General features: G+C 60.9%; 17 protein-coding genes. 7 read left to right on the top strand and 10 right to left on the bottom strand.

Annotated elements, in window-relative coordinates; genetic code table 11:
* Positions 1–465 precede the first annotated feature (465 nt).
* The gene (locus AC07XM_RS05545) at positions 466–1,353 is read right to left on the bottom strand and encodes a lysophospholipid acyltransferase (RefSeq protein ID WP_016489937.1); all 888 of its coding nucleotides are present in this window, start codon (positions 1,351–1,353) and stop codon (positions 466–468) included.
* A 41-nt stretch (positions 1,354–1,394) separates the two neighbouring features.
* Positions 1,395–1,946 (bottom strand): DNA-3-methyladenine glycosylase I, encoded by a 552-nt coding sequence (locus AC07XM_RS05540; protein WP_102689819.1) that lies wholly within the window; start codon positions 1,944–1,946, stop codon positions 1,395–1,397.
* A gap of 83 nt (positions 1,947–2,029) precedes the next feature.
* Between AC07XM_RS05540 and glyQ the strand changes: the two genes are divergently transcribed.
* From glyQ to AC07XM_RS05520, 4 genes are read left to right on the top strand one after another with little or no spacing between them, the layout of a single operon-like run.
* Complete coding sequence (glyQ, locus tag AC07XM_RS05535) at positions 2,030–2,977, top strand: glycine--tRNA ligase subunit alpha (protein ID WP_012269869.1); 948 nt, start codon at positions 2,030–2,032, stop codon at positions 2,975–2,977.
* Positions 2,974–5,025 carry a glycine--tRNA ligase subunit beta gene (glyS, locus tag AC07XM_RS05530; RefSeq protein ID WP_023048058.1) on the top strand — a complete coding sequence of 684 codons (2,052 nt, stop codon included), beginning with the start codon at positions 2,974–2,976 and terminating at the stop codon, positions 5,023–5,025. The genes glyQ and glyS overlap by 4 nt, the downstream gene beginning before the upstream one ends.
* Before the next feature lie 3 nt (positions 5,026–5,028).
* Positions 5,029–5,556, top strand: coding sequence for a D-glycero-beta-D-manno-heptose 1,7-bisphosphate 7-phosphatase (gene gmhB, locus AC07XM_RS05525; protein ID WP_016489933.1), 528 nt, complete (start codon positions 5,029–5,031; stop codon positions 5,554–5,556).
* A gap of 45 nt (positions 5,557–5,601) precedes the next feature.
* Positions 5,602–6,387 (top strand): lysophospholipid acyltransferase family protein, encoded by a 786-nt coding sequence (locus AC07XM_RS05520; RefSeq protein WP_016489932.1) that lies wholly within the window; start codon positions 5,602–5,604, stop codon positions 6,385–6,387.
* 177 nt (positions 6,388–6,564) lie between these two features.
* Here AC07XM_RS05520 and AC07XM_RS05515 read toward each other — a convergent pair whose 3' ends face one another.
* The gene (locus AC07XM_RS05515; RefSeq protein WP_016489931.1) at positions 6,565–8,184 is read right to left on the bottom strand and encodes an MFS transporter; all 1,620 of its coding nucleotides are present in this window, start codon (positions 8,182–8,184) and stop codon (positions 6,565–6,567) included.
* A 97-nt stretch (positions 8,185–8,281) separates the two neighbouring features.
* Complete coding sequence (locus AC07XM_RS05510) at positions 8,282–9,928, bottom strand: GMC family oxidoreductase (RefSeq protein ID WP_102689820.1); 1,647 nt, start codon at positions 9,926–9,928, stop codon at positions 8,282–8,284.
* Positions 9,929–10,166: 238 nt separating this feature from the next.
* Here AC07XM_RS05510 and AC07XM_RS05505 point away from each other — a divergent pair, with 238 nt between their 5' ends.
* Positions 10,167–11,054, top strand: coding sequence for a LysR family transcriptional regulator (locus AC07XM_RS05505; RefSeq protein ID WP_060519805.1), 888 nt, complete (start codon positions 10,167–10,169; stop codon positions 11,052–11,054).
* Here AC07XM_RS05505 and AC07XM_RS05500 read toward each other — a convergent pair.
* From AC07XM_RS05500 to AC07XM_RS05490, 3 genes are read right to left on the bottom strand one after another with little or no spacing between them, the layout of a single operon-like run.
* Positions 11,043–11,861 carry a sulfite exporter TauE/SafE family protein gene (locus AC07XM_RS05500; protein ID WP_016489928.1) on the bottom strand — a complete coding sequence of 273 codons (819 nt, stop codon included), beginning with the start codon at positions 11,859–11,861 and terminating at the stop codon, positions 11,043–11,045. The genes AC07XM_RS05505 and AC07XM_RS05500 overlap by 12 nt on opposite strands.
* Positions 11,858–13,126 (bottom strand): NAD(P)/FAD-dependent oxidoreductase, encoded by a 1,269-nt coding sequence (locus tag AC07XM_RS05495; protein ID WP_102689821.1) that lies wholly within the window; start codon positions 13,124–13,126, stop codon positions 11,858–11,860. Before AC07XM_RS05495 ends, AC07XM_RS05500 begins: the two co-directional genes overlap by 4 nt.
* A 39-nt stretch (positions 13,127–13,165) precedes the next feature.
* Complete coding sequence (locus AC07XM_RS05490) at positions 13,166–14,050, bottom strand: MBL fold metallo-hydrolase (protein WP_016489926.1); 885 nt, start codon at positions 14,048–14,050, stop codon at positions 13,166–13,168.
* Positions 14,051–14,271: 221 nt separating this feature from the next.
* On the opposite strand from AC07XM_RS05490, the gene AC07XM_RS05485 reads away from it, so the two are divergent.
* Both AC07XM_RS05485 and AC07XM_RS05480 read left to right on the top strand, forming a co-directional pair.
* Complete coding sequence (locus tag AC07XM_RS05485) at positions 14,272–15,570, top strand: sigma-54 interaction domain-containing protein (RefSeq protein ID WP_060519819.1); 1,299 nt, start codon at positions 14,272–14,274, stop codon at positions 15,568–15,570.
* Between the two features lie 129 nt (positions 15,571–15,699).
* Complete coding sequence (locus AC07XM_RS05480; protein ID WP_016489924.1) at positions 15,700–16,107, top strand: RcnB family protein; 408 nt, start codon at positions 15,700–15,702, stop codon at positions 16,105–16,107.
* A gap of 64 nt (positions 16,108–16,171) precedes the next feature.
* On the opposite strand, the gene gyrB is transcribed toward AC07XM_RS05480, so the two are convergent.
* Genes gyrB through dnaN form a run of 3 tightly spaced genes read right to left on the bottom strand, consistent with a single transcriptional unit; the run spans position 16,172 to position 20,819 of the window.
* Positions 16,172–18,592, bottom strand: a complete 2,421-nt coding sequence (gene gyrB / locus AC07XM_RS05475; RefSeq protein WP_016489923.1) for a DNA topoisomerase (ATP-hydrolyzing) subunit B — start codon at positions 18,590–18,592, stop codon at positions 16,172–16,174.
* A gap of 4 nt (positions 18,593–18,596) precedes the next feature.
* Complete coding sequence (gene recF / locus AC07XM_RS05470; RefSeq protein ID WP_102689822.1) at positions 18,597–19,700, bottom strand: DNA replication/repair protein RecF; 1,104 nt, start codon at positions 19,698–19,700, stop codon at positions 18,597–18,599.
* 15 nt (positions 19,701–19,715) lie between these two features.
* Positions 19,716–20,819: a DNA polymerase III subunit beta gene (dnaN, locus tag AC07XM_RS05465; RefSeq protein WP_016489921.1), complete on the bottom strand. Its 1,104-nt coding sequence runs from the start codon at positions 20,817–20,819 to the stop codon at positions 19,716–19,718.
* Between the last annotated feature and the right edge of the window lie 12 nt (positions 20,820–20,831).

Here is a 20,831-nt window from a genome sequence, read left to right as displayed (position 1 = left end):
GCTGAACATCGCGACACAGGGCCGCTCCTTCAGGTGGCCGTGACCCCGTGTGAGAGCAGGCCGAGAAGGAGATGGCCGTGTTCCTGAAGAAACTCTACAAGGCCTGAGATTGCCGGGGCTGCTTTGCAGCCCATTCGCGGGGCAAGCCCGCTCCCACAGAGATAGCGTGACCTTGTGGGCTGTGCTGAACATCGCGACACAGGGCCGCTCCTTCAGGTGGCCGTGACCCCGTGTGAGAGCAGGCCGAGAAGGAGATGGCCGTGTTCCTGAAGAAACTCTACAAGGCCTGAGATTGCCGGGGCTGCTTTGCAGCCCATTCGCGGGGCAAGCCCGCTCCCACAGAGATAGCGTGACCTTGTGGGCTGTGCTGAACATCGCGACACAAGCCCGCTCCTTCAGGTGACCGCGATCCCATGTGGGAGCGGGCTTGTCCCGCGAAAGGGGCGCAAAGCGCCCCCAGAAATCTCAGTACCAGCGCGGCTCGCCAGCCGGGCGCTTCTTGAAGCGTTTCATGCTCCACATGTACTGGCTGGGGTACTCGCGCACATAGCGCTCGACCACCTTGCTCATCGCCGCCGCCGATTCGGTCACATCGGTGCTGTACATCGCTTCCGGCGCTGCCTCCAGAATCACCCGAAAGCCCGAACCATCCGGCAGCCGCAGCGCATGCAGGAACACACCCACCGCCTTGCCACCCGCCAACATGTTCGGCACGAACTTGCTGGTCAGCGCCTGGGTGCCCAGGAACGGCACAAACACCCCTGCCGATTCGGCCGGCTCCGGGTCGGCAGGAATACCCACCTGGCCACCGCGGCGCACTTCCTTGATCACGCTGAGAATGCCTTCCTTGGTCGAAGGCGCCACGCGGTTGCCCATCTGCACACGCTGCTCGCGCAACAGGTCATCCACCGCTTTGAGCTTCGGCGGGCGATAGAAGATGATCGGTTTGCACTGGTTACAGTAAAAGTGGTTCAGTACTTCCCAGTTGCCCAGGTGGCTGGTGATCCCCACCACGCCCTTGCCCGAGGCCAGAGCCTGCTCAAGCACTTCCAGGCCGTGCACTTCCTTGACCAGCTCCAGCGAACGCTGCGGCGGCCAGATCCAGGCACAGGCACTTTCGACAAAGGATTTGCCAATATCCCGCAGCGCCTGGCCAACCAGCTGCTCACGGGCAACCGGGTCCATCTCCGGAAAACACTTGGCCAGGTTGATCCGCACCACGTTGCGCGAACCATTGGGCACTTTCCACATCAGCCAACCGATACCCGCGCCGACGCGCTGTACAGCGCCCCAGGGCAGCTTGGCAAACAGGCGCAGCACCCCGACCATCAGGGCGCCCTTGAACTTTTCCACAGGCGAATTCCTTATTTCAGCAAGGCGCGCATTGTAACCCCTCAGCGCAACAAGGCGGCGTAGCGATCGCAATCGGTGGTGTGGTCCATGACCATGCCGGTGGCCTGCATGAAGGCGTAGCAGATGGTCGGGCCGACAAAGGTGAAGCCGGCTTTCTGCAGGGCCTTGCTCATGGCCTTGGCTTCGTCGGTAACAGCCGGCACGTCGCCGCGCCCGTTGAAGTGGTTGATCTTCGGCTCGCCACCAACGAACGACCACAGCCATTCGGCCGGGTTATCCACAGCCCGCCAGGCCTGGGCATTGCGCCGTGCAGCCTTGAGCTTGAGGCGGTTGCGGATGATACCCGCATCCTGCATCAGTTCTTCGATACGCTCGTCGCTCATGGCGGCCAGCTTTTCCGGGTCGAAGCCGTACAGCACCTCGCGATAACGCCCGCGTTTGCGCAAAACGGTTATCCACGAAAGCCCGGCCTGGAACCCTTCGAGCAAAAGCATCTCGAAGAGCAACGCCGGGTCACGCTGTGGCGTTCCCCATTCCTGGTCATGGTAGGCCTGGTACAACGGATCGTCGGTACACCAAAAGCAGCGTGGCATAAGGCTCCAATGAGTAGAGGGCGAGGCGAATCAGGTTATACTCCCGCTCTTTACATCCGCATCCCCAGATACAGGTGAATTTCGTGAGCCAGCCTACGCCAGCCGTGCGTACCTTCCAAGACCTGATCCTCGCCCTGCAGAACTACTGGGCAGCTCAAGGTTGTGTGGTGCTTCAGCCCTACGATATGGAAGTAGGCGCCGGCACTTTCCATACCGCCACGTTCCTGCGCGCCGTCGGCCCAGAAACCTGGAACGCCGCCTACGTGCAGCCTAGCCGTCGCCCTGCCGACGGGCGGTATGGCGAAAACCCAAACCGCCTGCAGCACTACTACCAGTTCCAGGTCGTGCTCAAGCCCAACCCGGCCAACTTCCAGGAGCTGTACCTCGGCTCGCTGAAAGCCATCGGCCTGGATCCGCTGGTGCACGACATCCGCTTCGTCGAAGACAACTGGGAATCGCCGACCCTCGGCGCCTGGGGTCTGGGCTGGGAAATCTGGCTCAACGGGATGGAAGTCACCCAGTTCACCTACTTCCAGCAGGTAGGCGGTATCGAGTGCTACCCGGTCACCGGTGAAATCACCTACGGCCTGGAGCGCCTGGCCATGTACATCCAGGGCGTCGACTCGGTGTACGACCTGGTGTGGGCCGACGGCCCGTTTGGCAAAGTCACCTATGGCGACGTGTTCCACCAGAATGAGGTGGAGCAGTCGACCTACAACTTCGAGCACGCCAATGTCGACAAGCTGTTCGAACTGTTCGACTTCTACGAAAGCGAAGCCAACCGCCTGATCAAGCTGGATCTGCCGTTGCCGACCTATGAAATGGTCCTGAAGGCCTCGCACACCTTCAACCTGCTGGACGCCCGCCGCGCCATCTCGGTAACCGAGCGCCAGCGTTACATCTTGCGTGTACGTACCCTGGCCCGGGACGTGGCGCAAAGCTATCTGCAAGCCCGCGCACGCCTGGGCTTCCCGATGGCCACCCCTGAATTGCGTGACGAAGTGTTGGCTAAGCTGGAGGCTGCACAATGAGTGCTCAAGATTTCCTGGTAGAACTGGGCACCGAAGAGCTGCCACCCAAGGCCCTCGCCACCCTCGGCGACGCCTTCCTGGCCGGCATCGAGAAAGGCCTGCAGGCCGCTGGCCTGAACTACACCGGCAAGCAGGTGTACGCCGCGCCGCGCCGCCTGGCCGTGCTGATCCGCCAGCTGGACGTGCAGCAGCCTGACCGCAGCATCAATATCGACGGCCCGCCCCTGCAGGCTGCTTTCAAAGACGGCGAGCCGACCCAGGCTGCTCTTGGCTTTGCCAAGAAATGCGGTGTAGATCTGTCGGAAATCGACCAGAGCGGCGCCAAGCTGCGCTTCTCCCAGCATATCCCAGGCAAGGCCACCGCCGGCTTGCTGCCAACCATCGTCGAAGATTCGCTCAACGACCTGCCGATTCCCAAGCGCATGCGCTGGGCGGCCAGCCGTGAAGAGTTCGTACGCCCGACGCAATGGCTGGTGATGCTGCTGGGCGACCAGGTGGTCGACTGCACCATCCTGTCGCAGAAAGCCGGCCGTGAATCCCGTGGCCACCGCTTCCACCACCCGGAAAACGTCGTCATCACCACCCCGGCCAACTACGTCGAAGACCTGCGCAAAGCCTACGTGCTGGCCGACTTCGCCGAGCGCCGCGAGCTGATCAGCAAGCGTACCGCCGAGCTGGCCATGCAGCAGGAAGGCACCGCCATCGTGCCGCCTGCGCTGCTGGACGAAGTGACTGCCCTGGTCGAGTGGCCAGTGCCGCTGGTGTGCTCGTTCGAGGAGCGTTTCCTTGAAGTGCCACAGGAAGCCCTGATCACCACCATGCAGGACAACCAGAAGTACTTCTGCCTGCTGGACAGCGAAGGCAAGCTGCTGCCGCGCTTCATCACCGTGGCCAACGTCGAGAGCCGCGACCCGAAGCAGATCGTGCAAGGCAACGAGAAGGTCGTGCGCCCACGCCTGACCGACGCCGAGTTCTTCTTCAAGCAGGACAAGAAGCAGCCGCTGGAAACCTTCAACGAGCGCCTGAAAAACGTGGTGTTCCAGGCGCAGCTGGGCACTGTGTACGACAAGGCCGAGCGTGTTTCCAAACTGGCTGCGTTCATTGCCCCGCTGATCGGCGGCGACGCCCAGCGCGCCGGCCGTGCCGGCCTGCTGTCCAAGTGCGACCTGGCCACCGAGATGGTCGGCGAGTTCCCCGAAATGCAGGGTGTTGCCGGTTACTACTACGCGCTCAACGACGGTGAGCCGCAGGACGTCGCCCTGGCTTTGAACGAGCAGTACATGCCGCGCGGTGCTGGCGCCGAGCTGCCGCAGACCCTCACCGGTGCTGCCGTGGCCATCGCCGACAAACTCGACACCCTGGTTGGCATCTTCGGCATCGGCATGCTGCCTACCGGGAGCAAGGACCCGTACGCCCTGCGCCGTGCTGCCTTGGGCGTGCTGCGCATTCTGATCGAGAAGCAGCTCGACCTGAACCTGACCGGTGCGGTCGAGTTCGCAGTCAAGCAGTTCGGCGCCAAGGTCAAGGCCGCTGGCCTGGCCGAACAGGTACTGGAATTCATCTTCGACCGCCTGCGTGCGCGTTACGAAGACGAAGGCATCGACGTGGCCACCTACCTGTCGGTGCGTGCCCTGCAGCCAGGCTCGGCCCTGGACTTCGACCAGCGTGTGCAAGCTGTGCAGGCCTTCCGCAAGCTGCCGGAAGCCGAAGCCCTGGCCGCGGTGAACAAGCGTGTATCGAACTTGCTGAGCAAGGCCGAAGGCGCCATCGCCGAACAGGTCGAACCAAAGTACTTCGACAACGCCAACGAGTTCTCCCTGTACTCGGCCATCCAGCAGGCCGACCAGGCCGTGCAGCCGATGGCTGCTGCACGCCAGTACAGTGAATCGCTGGCCCGCCTGGCGGCCCTGCGTGACCCGGTCGACGCCTTCTTCGAAGCGGTGATGGTCAACGCTGAAGATGCCAAGGTACGCGCCAACCGTTATGCCCTGCTCAGCCGCCTGCGCGGCCTGTTCCTGGGCGTGGCCGATATTTCGCTGCTGGGGTAAGCCTTGAAACTGCTGATTCTCGACCGTGACGGGGTCATCAACCATGACTCCGACGCCTACATCAAGACGCTGGAAGAATGGGTGCCGATCCCTGGCTCGGTCGAGGCCATCGCGCAGTTGAGCAAAGCCGGCTGGACGGTGGCCGTGGCCACCAACCAGTCCGGCATTGCCCGTGGCTACTACACACTGGCAACCCTGGAAGCCATGCACGCACGCCTGCGCGAGCTGGTGGCGGAGCAGGGGGGCGAGGTGGGCCATATCGTGTATTGCCCGCACGGGCCGGACGATGGCTGCGATTGCCGCAAGCCAAAGCCTGGCATGCTGGTGGCGATTGCCGAGCATTACCGGGTCGCCCTGCAAGGCGTCTGGTTCGTCGGCGACAGCAAAGGTGACCTGGAGGCCGCCCTGGCCGTCGGTGCACAACCCGTGTTGGTAAAAACTGGCAAGGGCGAGCGGACCCTGGAAAAAAGTGTCCCTGAAACTACACTGATTTTCGACGATCTGGCAGCTATCGCCAGAGAACTAATTTAAACAGTGCGCCTCGGGCGCATTTTTCTCAGGCGGGCATGCCCCGCAATGGTACAAGCCACTATGTCGATCCTGCAGGCGATCAGAATCTTTCTTTTTTACCTGCTGCTGGGCACCAGTTCACTGCTGTGGTGCTCGCTGAGCTTCTTCATCGCGCCGTTCCTGTCGTTCCCCAAGCGCTACAGGTTCATCAACGTGTATTGGTGTCGCTGCGCGCTGTTCCTGGTGCGCACCATTCTCGGCATCGACTACAAGGTCACCGGCGCCGAAAACGTGCCGAAAGAGCCCTGTGTGATCCTGTCCAACCACCAAAGCACTTGGGAAACCTTCTTCCTTTCCCAGTACTTTTCGCCGCTGAGCCAAGTGCTCAAGCGCGAGCTGCTGTACGTGCCGTTTTTCGGCTGGGCCATGGCCATGCTGCGGCCGATCGCGATCAACCGCGACAACCCAAAGGAAGCGTTGCGCCAGGTGGCGAGCAAAGGCGACGAGCTGCTCAAGCAGAAGACTTGGGTGCTGATCTTCCCGGAAGGCACCCGCGTGCCCTTCGGCACCGTGGGCAAGTTCTCCCGCGGCGGTACTGCGCTGGCCGTGAATGCCGGGCTGCCGGTGCTGCCGATTGCCCACAATGCCGGCAAGTTCTGGCCGAAGACAGGTTGGGGCAAGCGTGCCGGTACCATCGAAGTGGTGATTGGCGAGCCGATGTACGCCAATGGCACCGGGCCACGTGCCATCGCCGAACTCAATGACCGCGCAGCGGCGTGGAACGAAGCGACTCAACGGGCCTTGGGTTCGCTGCCGCCAGCTGATGAAAAACCCCAACAGCAGATGGCCTGATCATCTGTGGATAACTTGTGAGCAGTTTTTCGATCAAATGCTTGAAATGATCGCTAAGTACTTGAATTAGAAGTTTATTTCTACTTATGAATTTTTTCTGAAAAGCGTGCATAAGTTTTTCCGCGGCATAAAAAAACCGGCTTTTACAGCCGGTTTTTTTATGCCGGATGAACAGGGTCAGACCTTGTCGAGATCCACATCCTTGGTTTCTTTAAGGCAGAAAATCCCCACCACCAGGCTGATCCCGGTCACCAGCACCGGGTACCACAATCCGTAGAAGATATCCCCGGTATACACCACCAGCGCGAACGATACCGTTGGCAGGAAACCGCCGAACCAGCCATTACCAATATGGTAGGGCAGGGACATTGAGGTGTAGCGGATACGGGTCGGGAACAGCTCGACCATTACCGCTGCCAGCGGGCCATAGGTCATGGTCGCGATCAGGATCATCGCCACGATCAGCACCACCACCATTACCTGGTTGACCTGCCCTGGGTCGGCCTTGGCCGGGTAGCCCGCCTGCTCCACTGCGCTGCGCATGGCCGCTTCGTCGTAGCCATTGATGGTCTTTTCACCAATATTGACTACCACATCGCTGCCGGCCACGTTCACTGAGCTATACGGCAGGCCCTGCTTCACCAGGAATGTCTTGACCTTGTCGCACGGGCTGTCAAAACGAGCCTTGCCCACCGGGTCGAACTGGAAGGTGCAATTTTGTGGGTCGGCCGTAACCACGATAGGCGCCTGCCGGCTGGCTGCGTCGATCTGAGGGTTGGCGTAATGGCTTAGCGCCTTGAACAGCGGGAAGTACAGCACCGTGGCCAACAGCAGGCCGAGCATCAGGATCGGCTTGCGGCCAATACGGTCCGACAGCCAACCGAAAAACACGAAGAACGGCGCACCGATCACCACACTGATGATCAGCAGCGTGTTGGCCTGGGCAGGGTCCATCTTCAGCATTTGGGTCATGAAGAACAACACATAGAACTGCGCCGTATAGAAGGTCACGGCTTGCCCGGCGTTGATGCTGAACAAGGCGGTCAGCACCACTTTCAGGTTAGGCCAAGAGGTGAACGACTCACGAATAGGCGACTTGCTGACCTTGCCCTGGGCCTTCATTTTCACGAAGGCCGGCGACTCGTGCATGCTCATGCGGATCCAGGTGGAGATGGCCAGCAGCACGATCGACAACAGGAACGGCAGGCGCCAGCCCCAGGTTTCGAACTGGTCGCCACTGATGTAGCGGCTGCCCAGCACCACCAGCAGCGACAACAACAGGCCAAGGGTGGCCGTAGACTGGATGAAACCGGTGTAAAAGCCCCGTTTGCCATGGGGCGCATGCTCGGCCACATAGGTGGCAGCACCGCCGTACTCCCCCCCCAGCGCCAGCCCTTGGAGCATGCGCAGGATCACCAGGATGATCGGTGCGGCAATGCCGATACTGGCATAAGTGGGCAGCAACCCCACGGCGAAGGTGGACAAACCCATCAGCACGATGGTGACCAGGAAGGTGTACTTGCGCCCGATCATGTCGCCCAGGCGGCCGAACACCAATGCACCGAACGGCCGCACCAGAAAGCCGGCGGCGAAGGCCATGAGGGCGAAGATGAATGCGGTGGTGTCGTTCACCCCAGCAAAGAACTGCTTGCTGATGACCGCTGCCAGCGCACCATAGAGAAAAAAGTCATACCACTCGAAAACCGTCCCGAGGGATGACGCGAAAATGATCTTGCGTTCTTCACGGCGGCTGGAGCTGCTGGCCGCCGCACCCTGTTCCTGGATGTAATCCGACATCGTTGCTGTCCTCGGCCCGCAGGCCACAGTGATTATTCTTTTTGTTCCACTGTCGGCGGCTTCTGACCGCGAGCCACCGGTGTTGCACGCACCCGGGTCAGGGGGTCGGTATCGCGTCTTCGTTCATGTAGGTCTGGGTAGCAGCTCCTTTGAGGATCAGTTGCGCCGCCTTCTCGGCGATCATCAGGGTCGGTGAACAGGTATTACCGGAGGTGATCTGCGGCATGATCGAGGCATCGGCCACACGCAAACCGGGGATGCCGTGCACGCGCAACTGGTTATCCACAACGTCCAGGGCACCGCTGCCCATACGGCAGGTACCGACCGGGTGGAAGATGGTGGTGCCAATTTTGCCGGCTGCCTCAAACAGCTCTTGCTCGGTTTGCAGGGCTGGGCCTGGCAGGTATTCCTTGGGGTCGAACGCTGCAAGGGCAGGGGCCTGCACGATGCGCCGGGTGAGGCGGATGGCATCGGCGGCCACGCGCAGGTCCTGTGGCTCGCTGAGGTAGTTGGGGTCGATCAGCGGCGTGCTGTTCATGTCGGTGCTGCTGATATCGATACGCCCGCGGCTTACCGGGCGCACGTTGCACACCGATGCGGTAAAGGCCGGGAACGAATGCAGCGGCTCACCGAAGCGCTCCAGTGAAAGCGGCTGAACGTGATACTGCAGGTTGGCGGTGGCCTGGTCCGGGCTCGAGCGCACGAACGCGCCCAGCTGGCTCGGCGCCATCGCCAGTGGGCCGCTGCGGTCATAAAGGTAGCGCAGGCCCATGCCCATCTTGCCCCAGAGGCTATTGGCCATCTGGTTCAAGGTGCGGGTATTGCGGATCTGGTAGATCAGGCGCAGTTGCAGGTGGTCCTGAAGGTTGCCCCCCACGCCCGGCATATCGTGGCGTACACCAATGCCCAGGCTTTCCAGCAGCTGGCGCGGGCCGATGCCGGAGCGTTGCAGAATACCGGGTGAACCAACAGCGCCGGCGCAGAGGATGATTTCGCGACGCGACGCAAACTCGTGCCAGGCGCCTTGCCAAAATGCTTTCACGGCCCGCGCCCGGGTGTTGTTGAGCAGTACCTGGTCAACCTGAACGCCGGTCAGCACAGTGAGGTTGGCGCGGTCCTTTATCGGCCTCAGGAAAGCTTTGGAGGCGTTCCAGCGTACGCCGCTGCGCTGGTTGACCTGAAAGTATCCACAGCCCTGGTTGTCGCCGGTGTTGAAGTCGTCGACCTTGCCGATGCCGCTTTGCTCGGCGGCATCACGGAAAGCATCGAGGATTGGCCAGCTGTAGCGCTGGCGCTCGACCCGCCATTCGCCGTCACCGCCGTGGTGCTCACTGGCGCCGGCGAAGTGGTTTTCGCTGGCCTTGAACAGCGGCAGCACGTCCTTCCAGGCCCAGCCGTCATTGCCTTGCTCGGCCCAGCGGTCATAGTCCGCCGCCTGGCCACGCATGTAGATCATGCCGTTGATTGAAGAACAGCCACCGAGCACCTTGCCGCGTGGGTAGCCCAGTGCGCGCCCCCCCAGGCCTGGCTGCGCCTCGGTCTTGAAGCACCAGTCAGTGCGCGGGTTGCCGATGCAATAGAGATAGCCGACGGGGATGTGAATCCAGGGATAGTTGTCGCGGCCACCTGCTTCCAGCAGCAAAACGCGGCAGGATGGGTCGGCGGACAAACGGTTGGCCAGAAGGCAACCGGCGGGACCGGCCCCTACGACCACGTAGTCGAAGACAGAATCGGCTGATGGCATGTGCAACCTCGCGCCCGTTTTTTATTCTTGTCCCGATCCATCTTAGTGCGTAATTTCGTGAGTGAAACACGAGATTTCGCGCAGCCGTTGTGCGTTTTAGCACAGGGGTAAGCCTATACCGGCCTCTTCGCGGGTAAACCCGCTCCCACAGGTTCGACGCTGCTTCTGAAGGCGGCGCGGTCCCTGTGAGAGCGGGTTTACCCGCGAAAGGGCCGGACGAACAGCCACAAGGATCAGCATGTTCGACTGGAACGATCTGCGGTTTTTCCTCGAGTTGCAGCGCAGCGGCCGCCTGCTTACCGCCGCCAAGCGCCTCAACACAACCCACAGCACGGTGGCCCGGCATATCGAGAGCATCGAGCAAAGCCTGGGCACCGCGCTGTTTGTACAACATGCCCAGGGCTACGAGCTGACCCCCTCGGGCCAAGCCCTGCTCAAGCATGCCGAGGCCATGGAGAACGTCGCGCTGTTGGCGCAGGAAGAAATCACCCAGGCCATCACCCCGTTGGGCAAAATTCGCCTGGGGGTGACCGAAGGCATCGGCATCATGTTCTTCACACCACGCATGAACGCGTTGTTCGAGCGCTACCCGGGCCTGGAGGTGGAACTGGTGGCGGTGCCGCGCTTTGTCAGCATCCTCAACCGCGAAGCGGAGATCAGCATTCACCTGGAACGCCCCAACGCCGACCTGCTGATAACCCGCAAGCTCACCGACTACCGCCTGGCGCTGTACGCCAGCCAGGACTACCTGGACCGGGCACCGCCGTTGCGCAACCGTGAGGACCTGGCCCGGCACAACTGGATCGGCTACGTCGACGACCTGCTGTTCAGCCAGGAACTGCTGTTTCTCAACAGTTTCTGCCGGGCACCGACCGTGGTGTTTCGCAGCACCAGCGTCATTGCCCAACAGGCTGCCGCCCGCGCCGGGCTGGGCATCGCCGTACTGCCCAACTACATGGCTCACGACGACCCGACGCTGGTGCGCGTACTGCCTGGCGAAACCATCCAGCGCAGCTACTGGATCTGCACCCGCCGCGAGCTGCACAAGTCAGTGCGCCTGCGGGTGGTGTGGGACTACCTGCTGGCGCTGTGCGCCGCAGAACAGGACGCGCTGCTAGCCCAATAGTGCCTTGCCAGCCAGCAGCAATGCCGCCGTCCAACCGGCCACCGCAAACATCTGCTGCAAACGCGGCCCGGCCAGCCTGGCCGCCAATGGCCGCGCCAGCAGCAGGCCGAGCACCGCGCCTGATGCAAACGGGGCTCCAACCTGCCAATGCATCACACCCGCCAGGCTGGCGCTGACCACACTGCCGGTGGACACCAGTGCGATCACCGCCAGCGAGGTGGACACGATGCTGGCCATGCGCAGGTTGGTATAGCGGTTCAGGGCCGGGATGATGACGAAACCACCGCCAACCCCCAGCAGACCAGACAGCAACCCAGACAAGGCACCGGTAAATGCCAGGGCACGCGCGCATGGCAGGGTCCAGCGCAAGCGACCTTGCAACGGGTTCAGCACACAGGGTTCGATATAGCGATGGGCGTCATTGGCTTCACCGCGCAGGTCTTTGGCCGCCTTGCGCCAGATACGCAGGCAGGCGTACACCAGCACCCCGGCAAACACCAACTGCAAAGGTGTATTCGGCAAGCGGTGCGCCAGCATCAGCCCGAACGGCGCCGCTGCTACGCCGATCAGTGCGATAAACAGCGCCGCCCGATAACGCACCAACCCCTGACGCAAACCCAGCACTGCGCCAACCGCCGCCGCCATGCCTACGGCCAACAGGCCGACCGGTGCAGCCTCGACCATCGACAGCCCCAGGCCGAACACCAGCAAGGGCACAGCAAGAATGCCACCGCCGGCGCCGGTCAACGCCAGCACCGCACCGATGATCGCGCCCAGGCCCGCCCCCAACAATTGATGTTCGATCACTGCCCACCCTCGGCTACCAACTGCGGGCGCGCCAGCCACTCGCGGCCCTTGAGCATGCCTTGCCAGTACAGCGGCGGCAGCGCCTGCGCCTTGAGCAACCAGGCCAGACGCGTCGGCTTGCGGCCATCCAGCAACCAACTGGGAAAGCTCGGTGCCAGTTTGCCGCCATAGGTGAACTCGGCCAAGACGATCTTCCCGCGCTCTACCGTCAGCGGGCACGAGCCATAGCCATCGTACTGGGCGAGGGTGGGCAGCCGGCCCAGTGCCACCAGCACGTTGTTGGCCACTACCGGCGCCTGCTTGCGGGCCGCTGCGGCGGTCTTGGCATTGCTGGTATTGGCCACGTCACCCAGGGCATGGATGTTGGTGTACTTGCGATGGCGCAGGGTATGCGGATCGACATCGACCCAGCCGGCGTTATCGGCCAACGGGCTTTCGCGAATAAAAGCCGGCGCCACCTGTGGCGGTACCACGTGGAGCATGTCGAACGCCTCGATGCGCGTTTCACTGCTGCCATCGGGCAGCGTGCGTACGAAGGTGGCGCGCTTGTTCGGACCGTCCACAGCGACCAACCTGTGGGAAAAATTGAGGTCCACAGCGTATTTTTCGATGTACTTCATCAACGCAGGCACGTAGTCCGCCACACCGAACAACACTGCCCCGGCATTGAAGAAGCTGGCTTTAACCGCCCCCAGATGGCCGTTGCGCAGCCAATGATCGCAAGACAGGTACAGCGCCTTCTGCGGTGCGCCCGCACATTTGATCGGCATGGGCGGCTGGCTGAATACGGCACGGCCTTGCTTGAGTTTCTGCACCAGCTCCCACGTGTAGGGCGCCAGGTCATAACGGTAATTGGAGGTGACCCCGTTGCGGCCCAAGGTTTCACAGAGCCCCTCAATTGCCGCCCAGTCCAGCGTGAGGCCAGGGCACACTATCAGCTGTTCATAGCTGATAGCACGACCGCCCTCGAGCATGACCAACTGGCCCAGAGGGTCGAAACCCTGCACCCGCGCCTTGACCCAGCGCACACCACGCGGGATGGTCGAAGCCATGGTGCGGGCGGTGCTCGGTGGCTTGAACACACCGGCCCCGACCATGGTCCAGCCGGGTTGGTAGTAATGCACATCGGCGGGGTCGATCAAGGCAACGTCCAGCGACGGGTCACGGCTGATCAGGCTGGAAGCGGTGGCGATACCAGCGGCACCGGCACCGACGATGACCACCTTGTGGTGGTCGGTATTGGCAGGGGACAACAAGGCAGGCATGGCGGTAAATCCTGGAAATCTGATTATGGGGCAGGGCGGTTACAGCTTGTTCAGCGGGATTTTCAGATAGCTCACGCCGTTCTCTTCCGGCGCGGGGAAGTGCCCGCTGCGCATGTTCACCTGCACCGAAGGCAGGATCAGCACGGGCATGTCGAGGGTCTTGTCACGGGCTTCGCGCATGGCGACGAAACTGTCCTCGTCGACACCCTGATGAATATGAATGTTGCTGGCGCGCTGCTCGGCCACGGTGGTGACGTACTGCATGTCGCGGCCACCTGGCAGGTAGTCGTGGCACATGAACAGCTGGGTATGGTCAGGGAAAGCCAGAAGACGACGGATCGAACGGTACAGGGTACGGGCATCGGCCCCAGGGAAATCGCAGCGGGCAGTACCGTAGTCGGGCATGAACAGGGTGTCACCGACGAACACTGCAATCTCGCCCGCATCTTCAATCATGAAACTCATGCACGCGGGGGTGTGCCCAGGTGTGTGAAGTGCCCGGGCGTGCAGGTTGCCGATGCGCAAGCCTTCCTCGTCTTCGAGCAGCACGTCGAACTGGCTGCCATCACGGGCGAAGCCAGGCTCTGCATTGAACAAGGCGCCGAATACTTTCTGTACCTGGGTGATGTGAGCGCCGATCGCGGTATGGCCACCCAGCTTTTCCTTCAGGTAGGCGGCCGCTGAAAGATGGTCGGCGTGTACATGAGTTTCCAGCACCCAGCGCACGCTGGCGTTCAGCTCGGTCACGCGCTCGATCAGGCGATCCGCCGAAGCGCTGCAGGTGCGCCCGGACTTGGGGTCGTAATCCAGCACACTGTCGATCAATGCACATTGCCGGGTTTCACGGTCCATGACCAGGTAGCTGATGGTCGAGGTCGCCTCGTCGTAAAAGGCGTCCACGTGAAGGTTGTTGCCGATGATCATCACGTTCTCCAATTTATCTGCCCCGCCTTGCAAGGCGTAGGCAGTGCCAGGAGGTGTATCAAGATGCATGCCAGGCCTTTTACCGCGCTTGCGCCAATGAAACCGGCCCGGTCGAGACGACTGGCAGCGATACTGGCAAGGCAGGTGGCAGTCGACTGTCAGCCAATGGCAGTGTTTGGCAGTCCTTGTTACGCTGCGCCGTTCATCCAAACGGTGCCGTCATGCCTGAAGCCCATCCCCTCATCCTAGCTCTGGTTTCCTACCTTGAGCACGATGCCCTGCCGGCCATCGTGCTGGATACCGACTACAACATCCTGGCCGCCAATGCCGCCTATCGCCGCCAGTTCGGTCAGCATGATCAGGCGCCGCTGGGTGAAAAATGCCACAAGGTCTCGCACCACTATGCCGTACCGTGCGACCAGGCCGGCGAGCATTGCCCAATGCGCAAGGCGTGGGACAGCAAGGTGCCCGAGCGAGTGCTGCATGTGCATCACACACCACGCGGCCCCGAGCATGTGGATGTCGAGCTGCGCCCGATTCTGGATGAGCAGGGCAGGGTGGTGGCGTTTGTCGAACGCCTGACCACCATCACTCTCGCGTCAGCGCAACCTCAGGAGCAGGGCCTGGTGGGCCGCGCACCAGCCTTCAAGGCTGCCTTGGCCAGCCTGCAACGTGCAGCGCCAGCGCAGATCCCGGTGCTGCTGCAGGGTGAGTCCGGTAGCGGTAAAGAGCTGTTCGCGCGTGCAGTGCACATGGGCAGCCCCCGAGCAAACGGCCCGTTGGTGGTAGTCGACTGCACCGGGTTGACCGAGTCGTTGTTCGAAAGCGAGTTGTTCGGTTATGAGAAAGGTGCGTTCACCGGTGCCCACCAGCGCAAGATCGGCCTGGCTGAGGCGGCACATGGCGGTACCCTGTTTCTCGACGAAATCGGCGAAGTACCGCTGGCGATGCAGGTAAAACTGCTACGCCTGATCGAGTCCGGCAGCTTCCGCCCGGTGGGTAGCCTGCGCACAGTGCATTCAGATTTTCGCCTGGTATCCGCTACCCATAAGCCGCTCAAGCAGATGGTTGCGCAGGGCTCCTTCCGTGAAGACCTGTACTACCGCATCAGCGGCTTTCCGATTCGCCTGCCGGCATTGCGCGAGCGGGTAGAAGACCTGCCGCTGCTCGCGCAAAGCCTGCTGCAGCGCATGGCCACGGCCGGTAAACCAACGCCCACGCTGAGTGACGATGCCTTGCAGCAACTTGGGTTGCATCCGTTTCCGGGCAATATCCGCGAGCTGCGCAACATCCTGGAGAGGGCGCGGCTGTTCGCCGATGACGGGCTGATCCGCCCTGAACACTTGCCGGAAGATATCGGGCCGGTGGCAGCGAACACGGCAGGTGGCCGTCGCACCCACCTGGGTGAGCTGGCGCAGGCGCTGGAAGAGTTCAAGGGCTCGCGTAGCGAACTGGCCAGCCATCTTGGCATGAGTGAACGTACACTGTATCGCCGCTTGAAGGCACTCGGACTGAACTGAATAGGCGGCAGACTTTACCGGACCTTTACCTGCGCCCTGACATTAAACGTAAAAAATCGTGGTCTGATCAGTTAACCGCATCTGGCAGTCAGCACTGGCCAGACGATAACAGGCAGAGGACCGCAGCAAATGAAGAAAACCCTAACCGTGATCTGCGCCGCGCTCATGCTCAGCGCACCGTTGGCCGGCTTCGCGCAGCCGGGCCCACCCGATCGACATGATGGCGGTCCATCGCACCAAGGCAACCCGCCACATGGCCAGCCCAAGCAACAGGGCCGACATGACAATGGCCGCGGCCCTGCTTACCGTGACTCGAACTTCCGCCCACAGCCAGGTATGCCTGTACCGCACCAGCAATGGCAGCGTGGTCATGCAGTTGATCCACATTACCGTGGTGACCGTTACTGGGTGACCGACTGGAAAGCCCGCCACCTGTATGCGCCACCGCGTGACCACCGTTGGCTGTACGTGAACGGCGACTATGTGTTGATGTCGATCGCCAGTGGCAGGATCGTGAACATTCTTACCGGCTACTGATTTTTTGCAGACACTAAAAAGCCCGCATCAGCGGGCTTTTTAGTGTCTGGCGAATTACACCTGATCAGAAGTCCAGGTTCGACACAGACAGCGCGTTGCTTTCGATGAACTCACGACGCGGCTCGACTGCATCACCCATCAAGGTGTTGAAGATCTGGTCAGCAGCGATCGCATCTTCAATCGTGACTTTGAGCATACGGCGAACGGTCGGGTCCATGGTGGTTTCCCACAGCTGGTCCGGGTTCATCTCACCCAGCCCTTTGTATCGCTGGATGGTGTGACGCTTGGTGGTCTCATTCATCAGCCAGTCCAGGCCTTCCTTGAACTCGACGATTGCCTTGCGGCGTTCACCACGTTGTACATAAGCGCCTTCACCCAACAGGCTGGAAAGCTTGGCACCAATGTTGACGACGGTCCGGTAGTCATTGCTGCCGAAGAAGTCACGGTTGAACGTGATATAGCTAGCCAGGCCGTGGGAGGTGATTTCCACTTCCGGCAGCCATACATTGCGCTCTTTATCTTCACGCAGGCTGGCGTTGTATGCCAGGCCAGACTTCTGGCTAGAGTTCAGACGCCCCTGAAGCTTGGCCAGCCAGGCCTGCATCACCGCGTGGTCACCCAACTGCTCCAGAGTCACCTCAGGCAGGTAAACGAAGTGCTCGGTCAGCTCTTCCGGGTACAAACGCGACAGGCGCTTGAGGGTCTTCATGACACTACGGAACTCGTTCACCAGGCTTTCCAGTTGCACACCAGAAACCGCTGGGGCTGACTCGTCCAGGTGCAGGCTTGCGTCTTCCAGGGCCGACTGGGTCATGTATTCTTCCATGGCCTCGTCGTCCTTGATGTACTGCTCCTGCTTACCTTTTTTCACTTTGTACAGTGGCGGCTGGGCAATGTAGATGTAGCCGCGCTCGACCAGTTCCGGCAACTGACGGAAGAAGAAGGTCAGCAGCAGAGTACGGATGTGCGAACCGTCAACGTCAGCATCGGTCATGATGATGATGTTGTGATAACGCAGCTTGTCGATGTTGTACTCTTCGCGGCCGATACCGCAGCCAAGCGCAGTGATCAGGGTGCCCACTTCCTGGGACGAGATCATCTTGTCGAAGCGTGCTTTCTCGACGTTGAGGATTTTACCCTTCAGCGGCAAGATCGCCTGGGTGCGACGGTTACGACCTTGCTTGGCCGACCCCCCTGCGGAGTCACCCTCCACCAGGTACAGTTCGGAAAGGGCAGGGTCCTTCTCTTGGCAGTCCGCCAACTTTCCTGGCAGGCCAGCGATATCCAGCGCACCTTTGCGGCGAGTCATCTCACGGGCTTTACGCGCCGCTTCACGCGCACGAGCGGCGTCGATCATCTTGCCAACGACGGCCTTGGCCTCGTTCGGGTTCTCCAGCAGGAAGTCGGAGAAGTATTTGTTCATCTCTTGTTCCACGGCGGTTTTCACCTCCGAGGAGACCAGTTTGTCTTTGGTCTGCGAGCTGAACTTAGGGTCCGGTACCTTTACCGAGATGATTGCGGTCAGGCCTTCACGGGCGTCGTCACCCGTGGTCGCCACCTTGTTCTTCTTGGCCAGGCCTTCCTGTTCGATGTAGCTGTTAAGGCTACGGGTCAGCGAAGAACGGAAGCCCACCAAGTGGGTACCACCGTCGCGCTGTGGAATGTTGTTGGTGAAGCACAGCAGGTTTTCGTTGAAGCTGTCGTTCCACTGGAGAGCCACTTCAACACCCACGCCATCGTCACGCTGAACGTTGAAGTGGAATACCTGGGAGTTGACCGGCGTCTTGTTGGTGTTCAGGTACTCGACGAACGCGCGCAGGCCGCCTTCGTATTTGAAGAACTCCTCCTTACCGCTGCGCTCATCCTTCAGCAAAATACCAACGCCCGAGTTGAGGAATGACAACTCGCGGATACGTTTGGCCAGGATATCCCAGCTGAAGTGGATATTCTTGAACGTTTCAGCCGACGGCTTGAAGTGGATGTGGGTACCGGTGGTTTCGCTTTCACCGACTACCGCCATCGGCGCTTGTGGAACGCCATGAACGTAGGTCTGTTCCCAGATCTTGCCGCTACGGCGAACCGTCAGTACGAGCTTCTCGGACAGGGCGTTTACAACAGAAACACCCACGCCGTGCAGGCCGCCGGATACCTTGTAAGAGTTATCGTCGAACTTACCGCCGGCGTGCAGTACGGTCATGATGACCTCGGCTGCGGAAACGCCTTCTTCTTTGTGCACATCCACCGGAATGCCGCGACCGTTGTCGCGCACGCTGATGGATTCGTCCGGGTGGATGATGACCGTGATGTCATCGCAGTGACCGGCGAGGGCTTCGTCGATCGAGTTGTCGACCACCTCGAAGACCATGTGGTGCAGGCCGCTACCATCATCGGTGTCGCCAATGTACATGCCGGGACGCTTGCGTACGGCATCCAAACCTTTCAGCACTTTGATGCTGGAGGAGTCGTACGTTTGATTTTCGCTCATGCCTTCACTCCCGATGGTCGTGGGTCTGGGTGATACGGCCTTGTTCCACGTGGAACAAAGCAACTGGCGTTTCCGTCTGCCAGCCTTCCCTCAGTAATTCGTGATCTACACAGGTGATGAACACCTGGCAGCGTAATTCTTCTAGCAAGCGACACAGCGCGCGGCGATGCTTGTCGTCCAGCTCGGACGGCAAGTCATCCACGAGATAAATACAGTTACCGCGACGCGCCTGACTGACGAGGTGGCCTTGGGCGATGCGCAACGCGCACACCACAAGCTTTTGTTGACCACGCGACAGGATGTCGGCCGCGTTATTGGCAGCCAGGCGAAGACGCAGATCAGCACGCTGCGGACCGGCCTGGGTATGGCCCATCTGCTGATCGCGAAGGAGAGAGGATGCGAGTACTTCTTGCAGTTCCCGGTCCTTGTCCCAGCCTCGGTAGTAGCTCAGGGTCAACCCGTCCAGCTCGACCAGTTCGCTCAGGGTTCGCTCGAAGACGGGCTTCAAGGCCTTGATGTAGTTGCGACGGTATTCATCTATTTCCGCACTGGCCAGGCACAATTCCCGGTCCCAGGCGGCTTGCGAAGCTGCGTCAAGTGTACCATGACGCAACCATGAGTTCCGCTGCCGCAGCGCCTTCTGCAGCCGTTGCCAGGCTGGCAAAAAGCGAGGTTCCACGTGGAACACCCCCCAATCCAGAACCTGGCGGCGTATTTTCGGCGCACCTTCCAACAGCCGGAAACTGTCTGGGTTGATGAGCTGCAGCGGTAACAGTTCCGCCAGCTGGGCGGCGCTGCGTGCGTTCTGCCCATCGATGCGAATGGTGAATTCTCCCTGCCGCTCTCGGGAAACACCCAGGTTACTGGTGCCACCTTCAGTCAACTGCACTTCACCAAACACGGTACAGGCAGGCTGTTCGTACTGGATGACCGGATTCAGGCGGGTGCTGCGAAATGAGCGCGCCAGCCCAAGCAGGTGCACGGCCTCAAGCACGCTGGTCTTGCCGCTGCCGTTGGCGCCGTAAAGGATATTGATGCGGGGGGAGGGCGAGAGTGTCACCGGGTGCAAGTTGCGCACCGCGGTGACCATGATCCGTCGAAGGGACATTGCGCCTGCTACAGGTTACAGACGCATCGGCATGACAACGTAGGAAGAATCGTCATTCCCAGCTTCCTGCAGCAGCGCACTGCTGTTGGAGTCGGACAGGATCAGACGAACTTGCTCAGTAGTCATCACGCCCAGCACGTCGAGCAGGTAGCTGACGTTAAAGCCGATTTCCAACGAGCTACCTTCGTAGTCCACGCTGATCTCTTCTTCAGCTTCTTCCTGCTCGGGGTTGTTGGCCTGGATCTTCAGTTGGCCAGCAGCCAGTTGCAGGCGAATACCGCGGTACTTTTCGTTGGAAAGAATCGCAGTACGGCTGAAGGCTTCACGCAGCGCCTGGCGGTCGCCCACCACCACCTTGTCGCCACCCTTGGGCAGCACACGTTCGTAGTCCGGGAACTTGCCATCCACCAGCTTGGAGGTGAAGGTGAATTCACCGGTAGTGGCGCGAATATGGTGTTGGCCCAAAACAATGCTGACCATGCCTTCAGGGTCGGTCAGCAGACGCGCCAACTCCAGAATACCTTTGCGTGGCACGATGACCTGATGGCGATCTTCCTGCTCGATCGGCGCGGTCATGGAGCACAGCGCCAAGCGGTGGCCGTCAGTGGAGACTGCGCGCAGGGTGTTACGTGAAACCTCCAGCAGCATGCCGTTGAGGTAATAACGCACATCCTGCTGGGCCATGGCGAAGCTGGTGCGCTCGATCAAACGGCGCAGCTTGCTCTGTTCCAGGTTACAGGTCAGCGAGCCCGGGCCTTCTTCCACAGTCGGGAAGTCATTGGCTGGCAGGGTCGACAGGGTGAAGCGGCTGCGGCCGGCCTTGACCAACAGTTTCTGCTCGTCGACCTTGATATCGATCAGGGCGTCGTTCGGCAGGCTTTTACAAATGTCCATCAGCTTGCGCGCCGGCACAGTGATTTCGCCAGGCTCGGCCGGCTCTTCCAGTTGTACGCGGCCTACCAGCTCGACTTCCAGGTCGGTACCGGTCAACGACAGTTGCTGGCCTTGTACGACCAGCAATACGTTGGACAGGACCGGCAAGGTCTGACGGCGCTCTACGACACCGGCGACCAGTTGCAGGGGTTTCAACAGGGCTTCGCGTTGAATGGTGAAATGCATGGTCTAGTCCCT

Source organism: Pseudomonas sp. GW460-LB5 (assembly GCF_059423245.1).
This window is presented reverse-complemented; position numbering and strand designations above follow the sequence as displayed.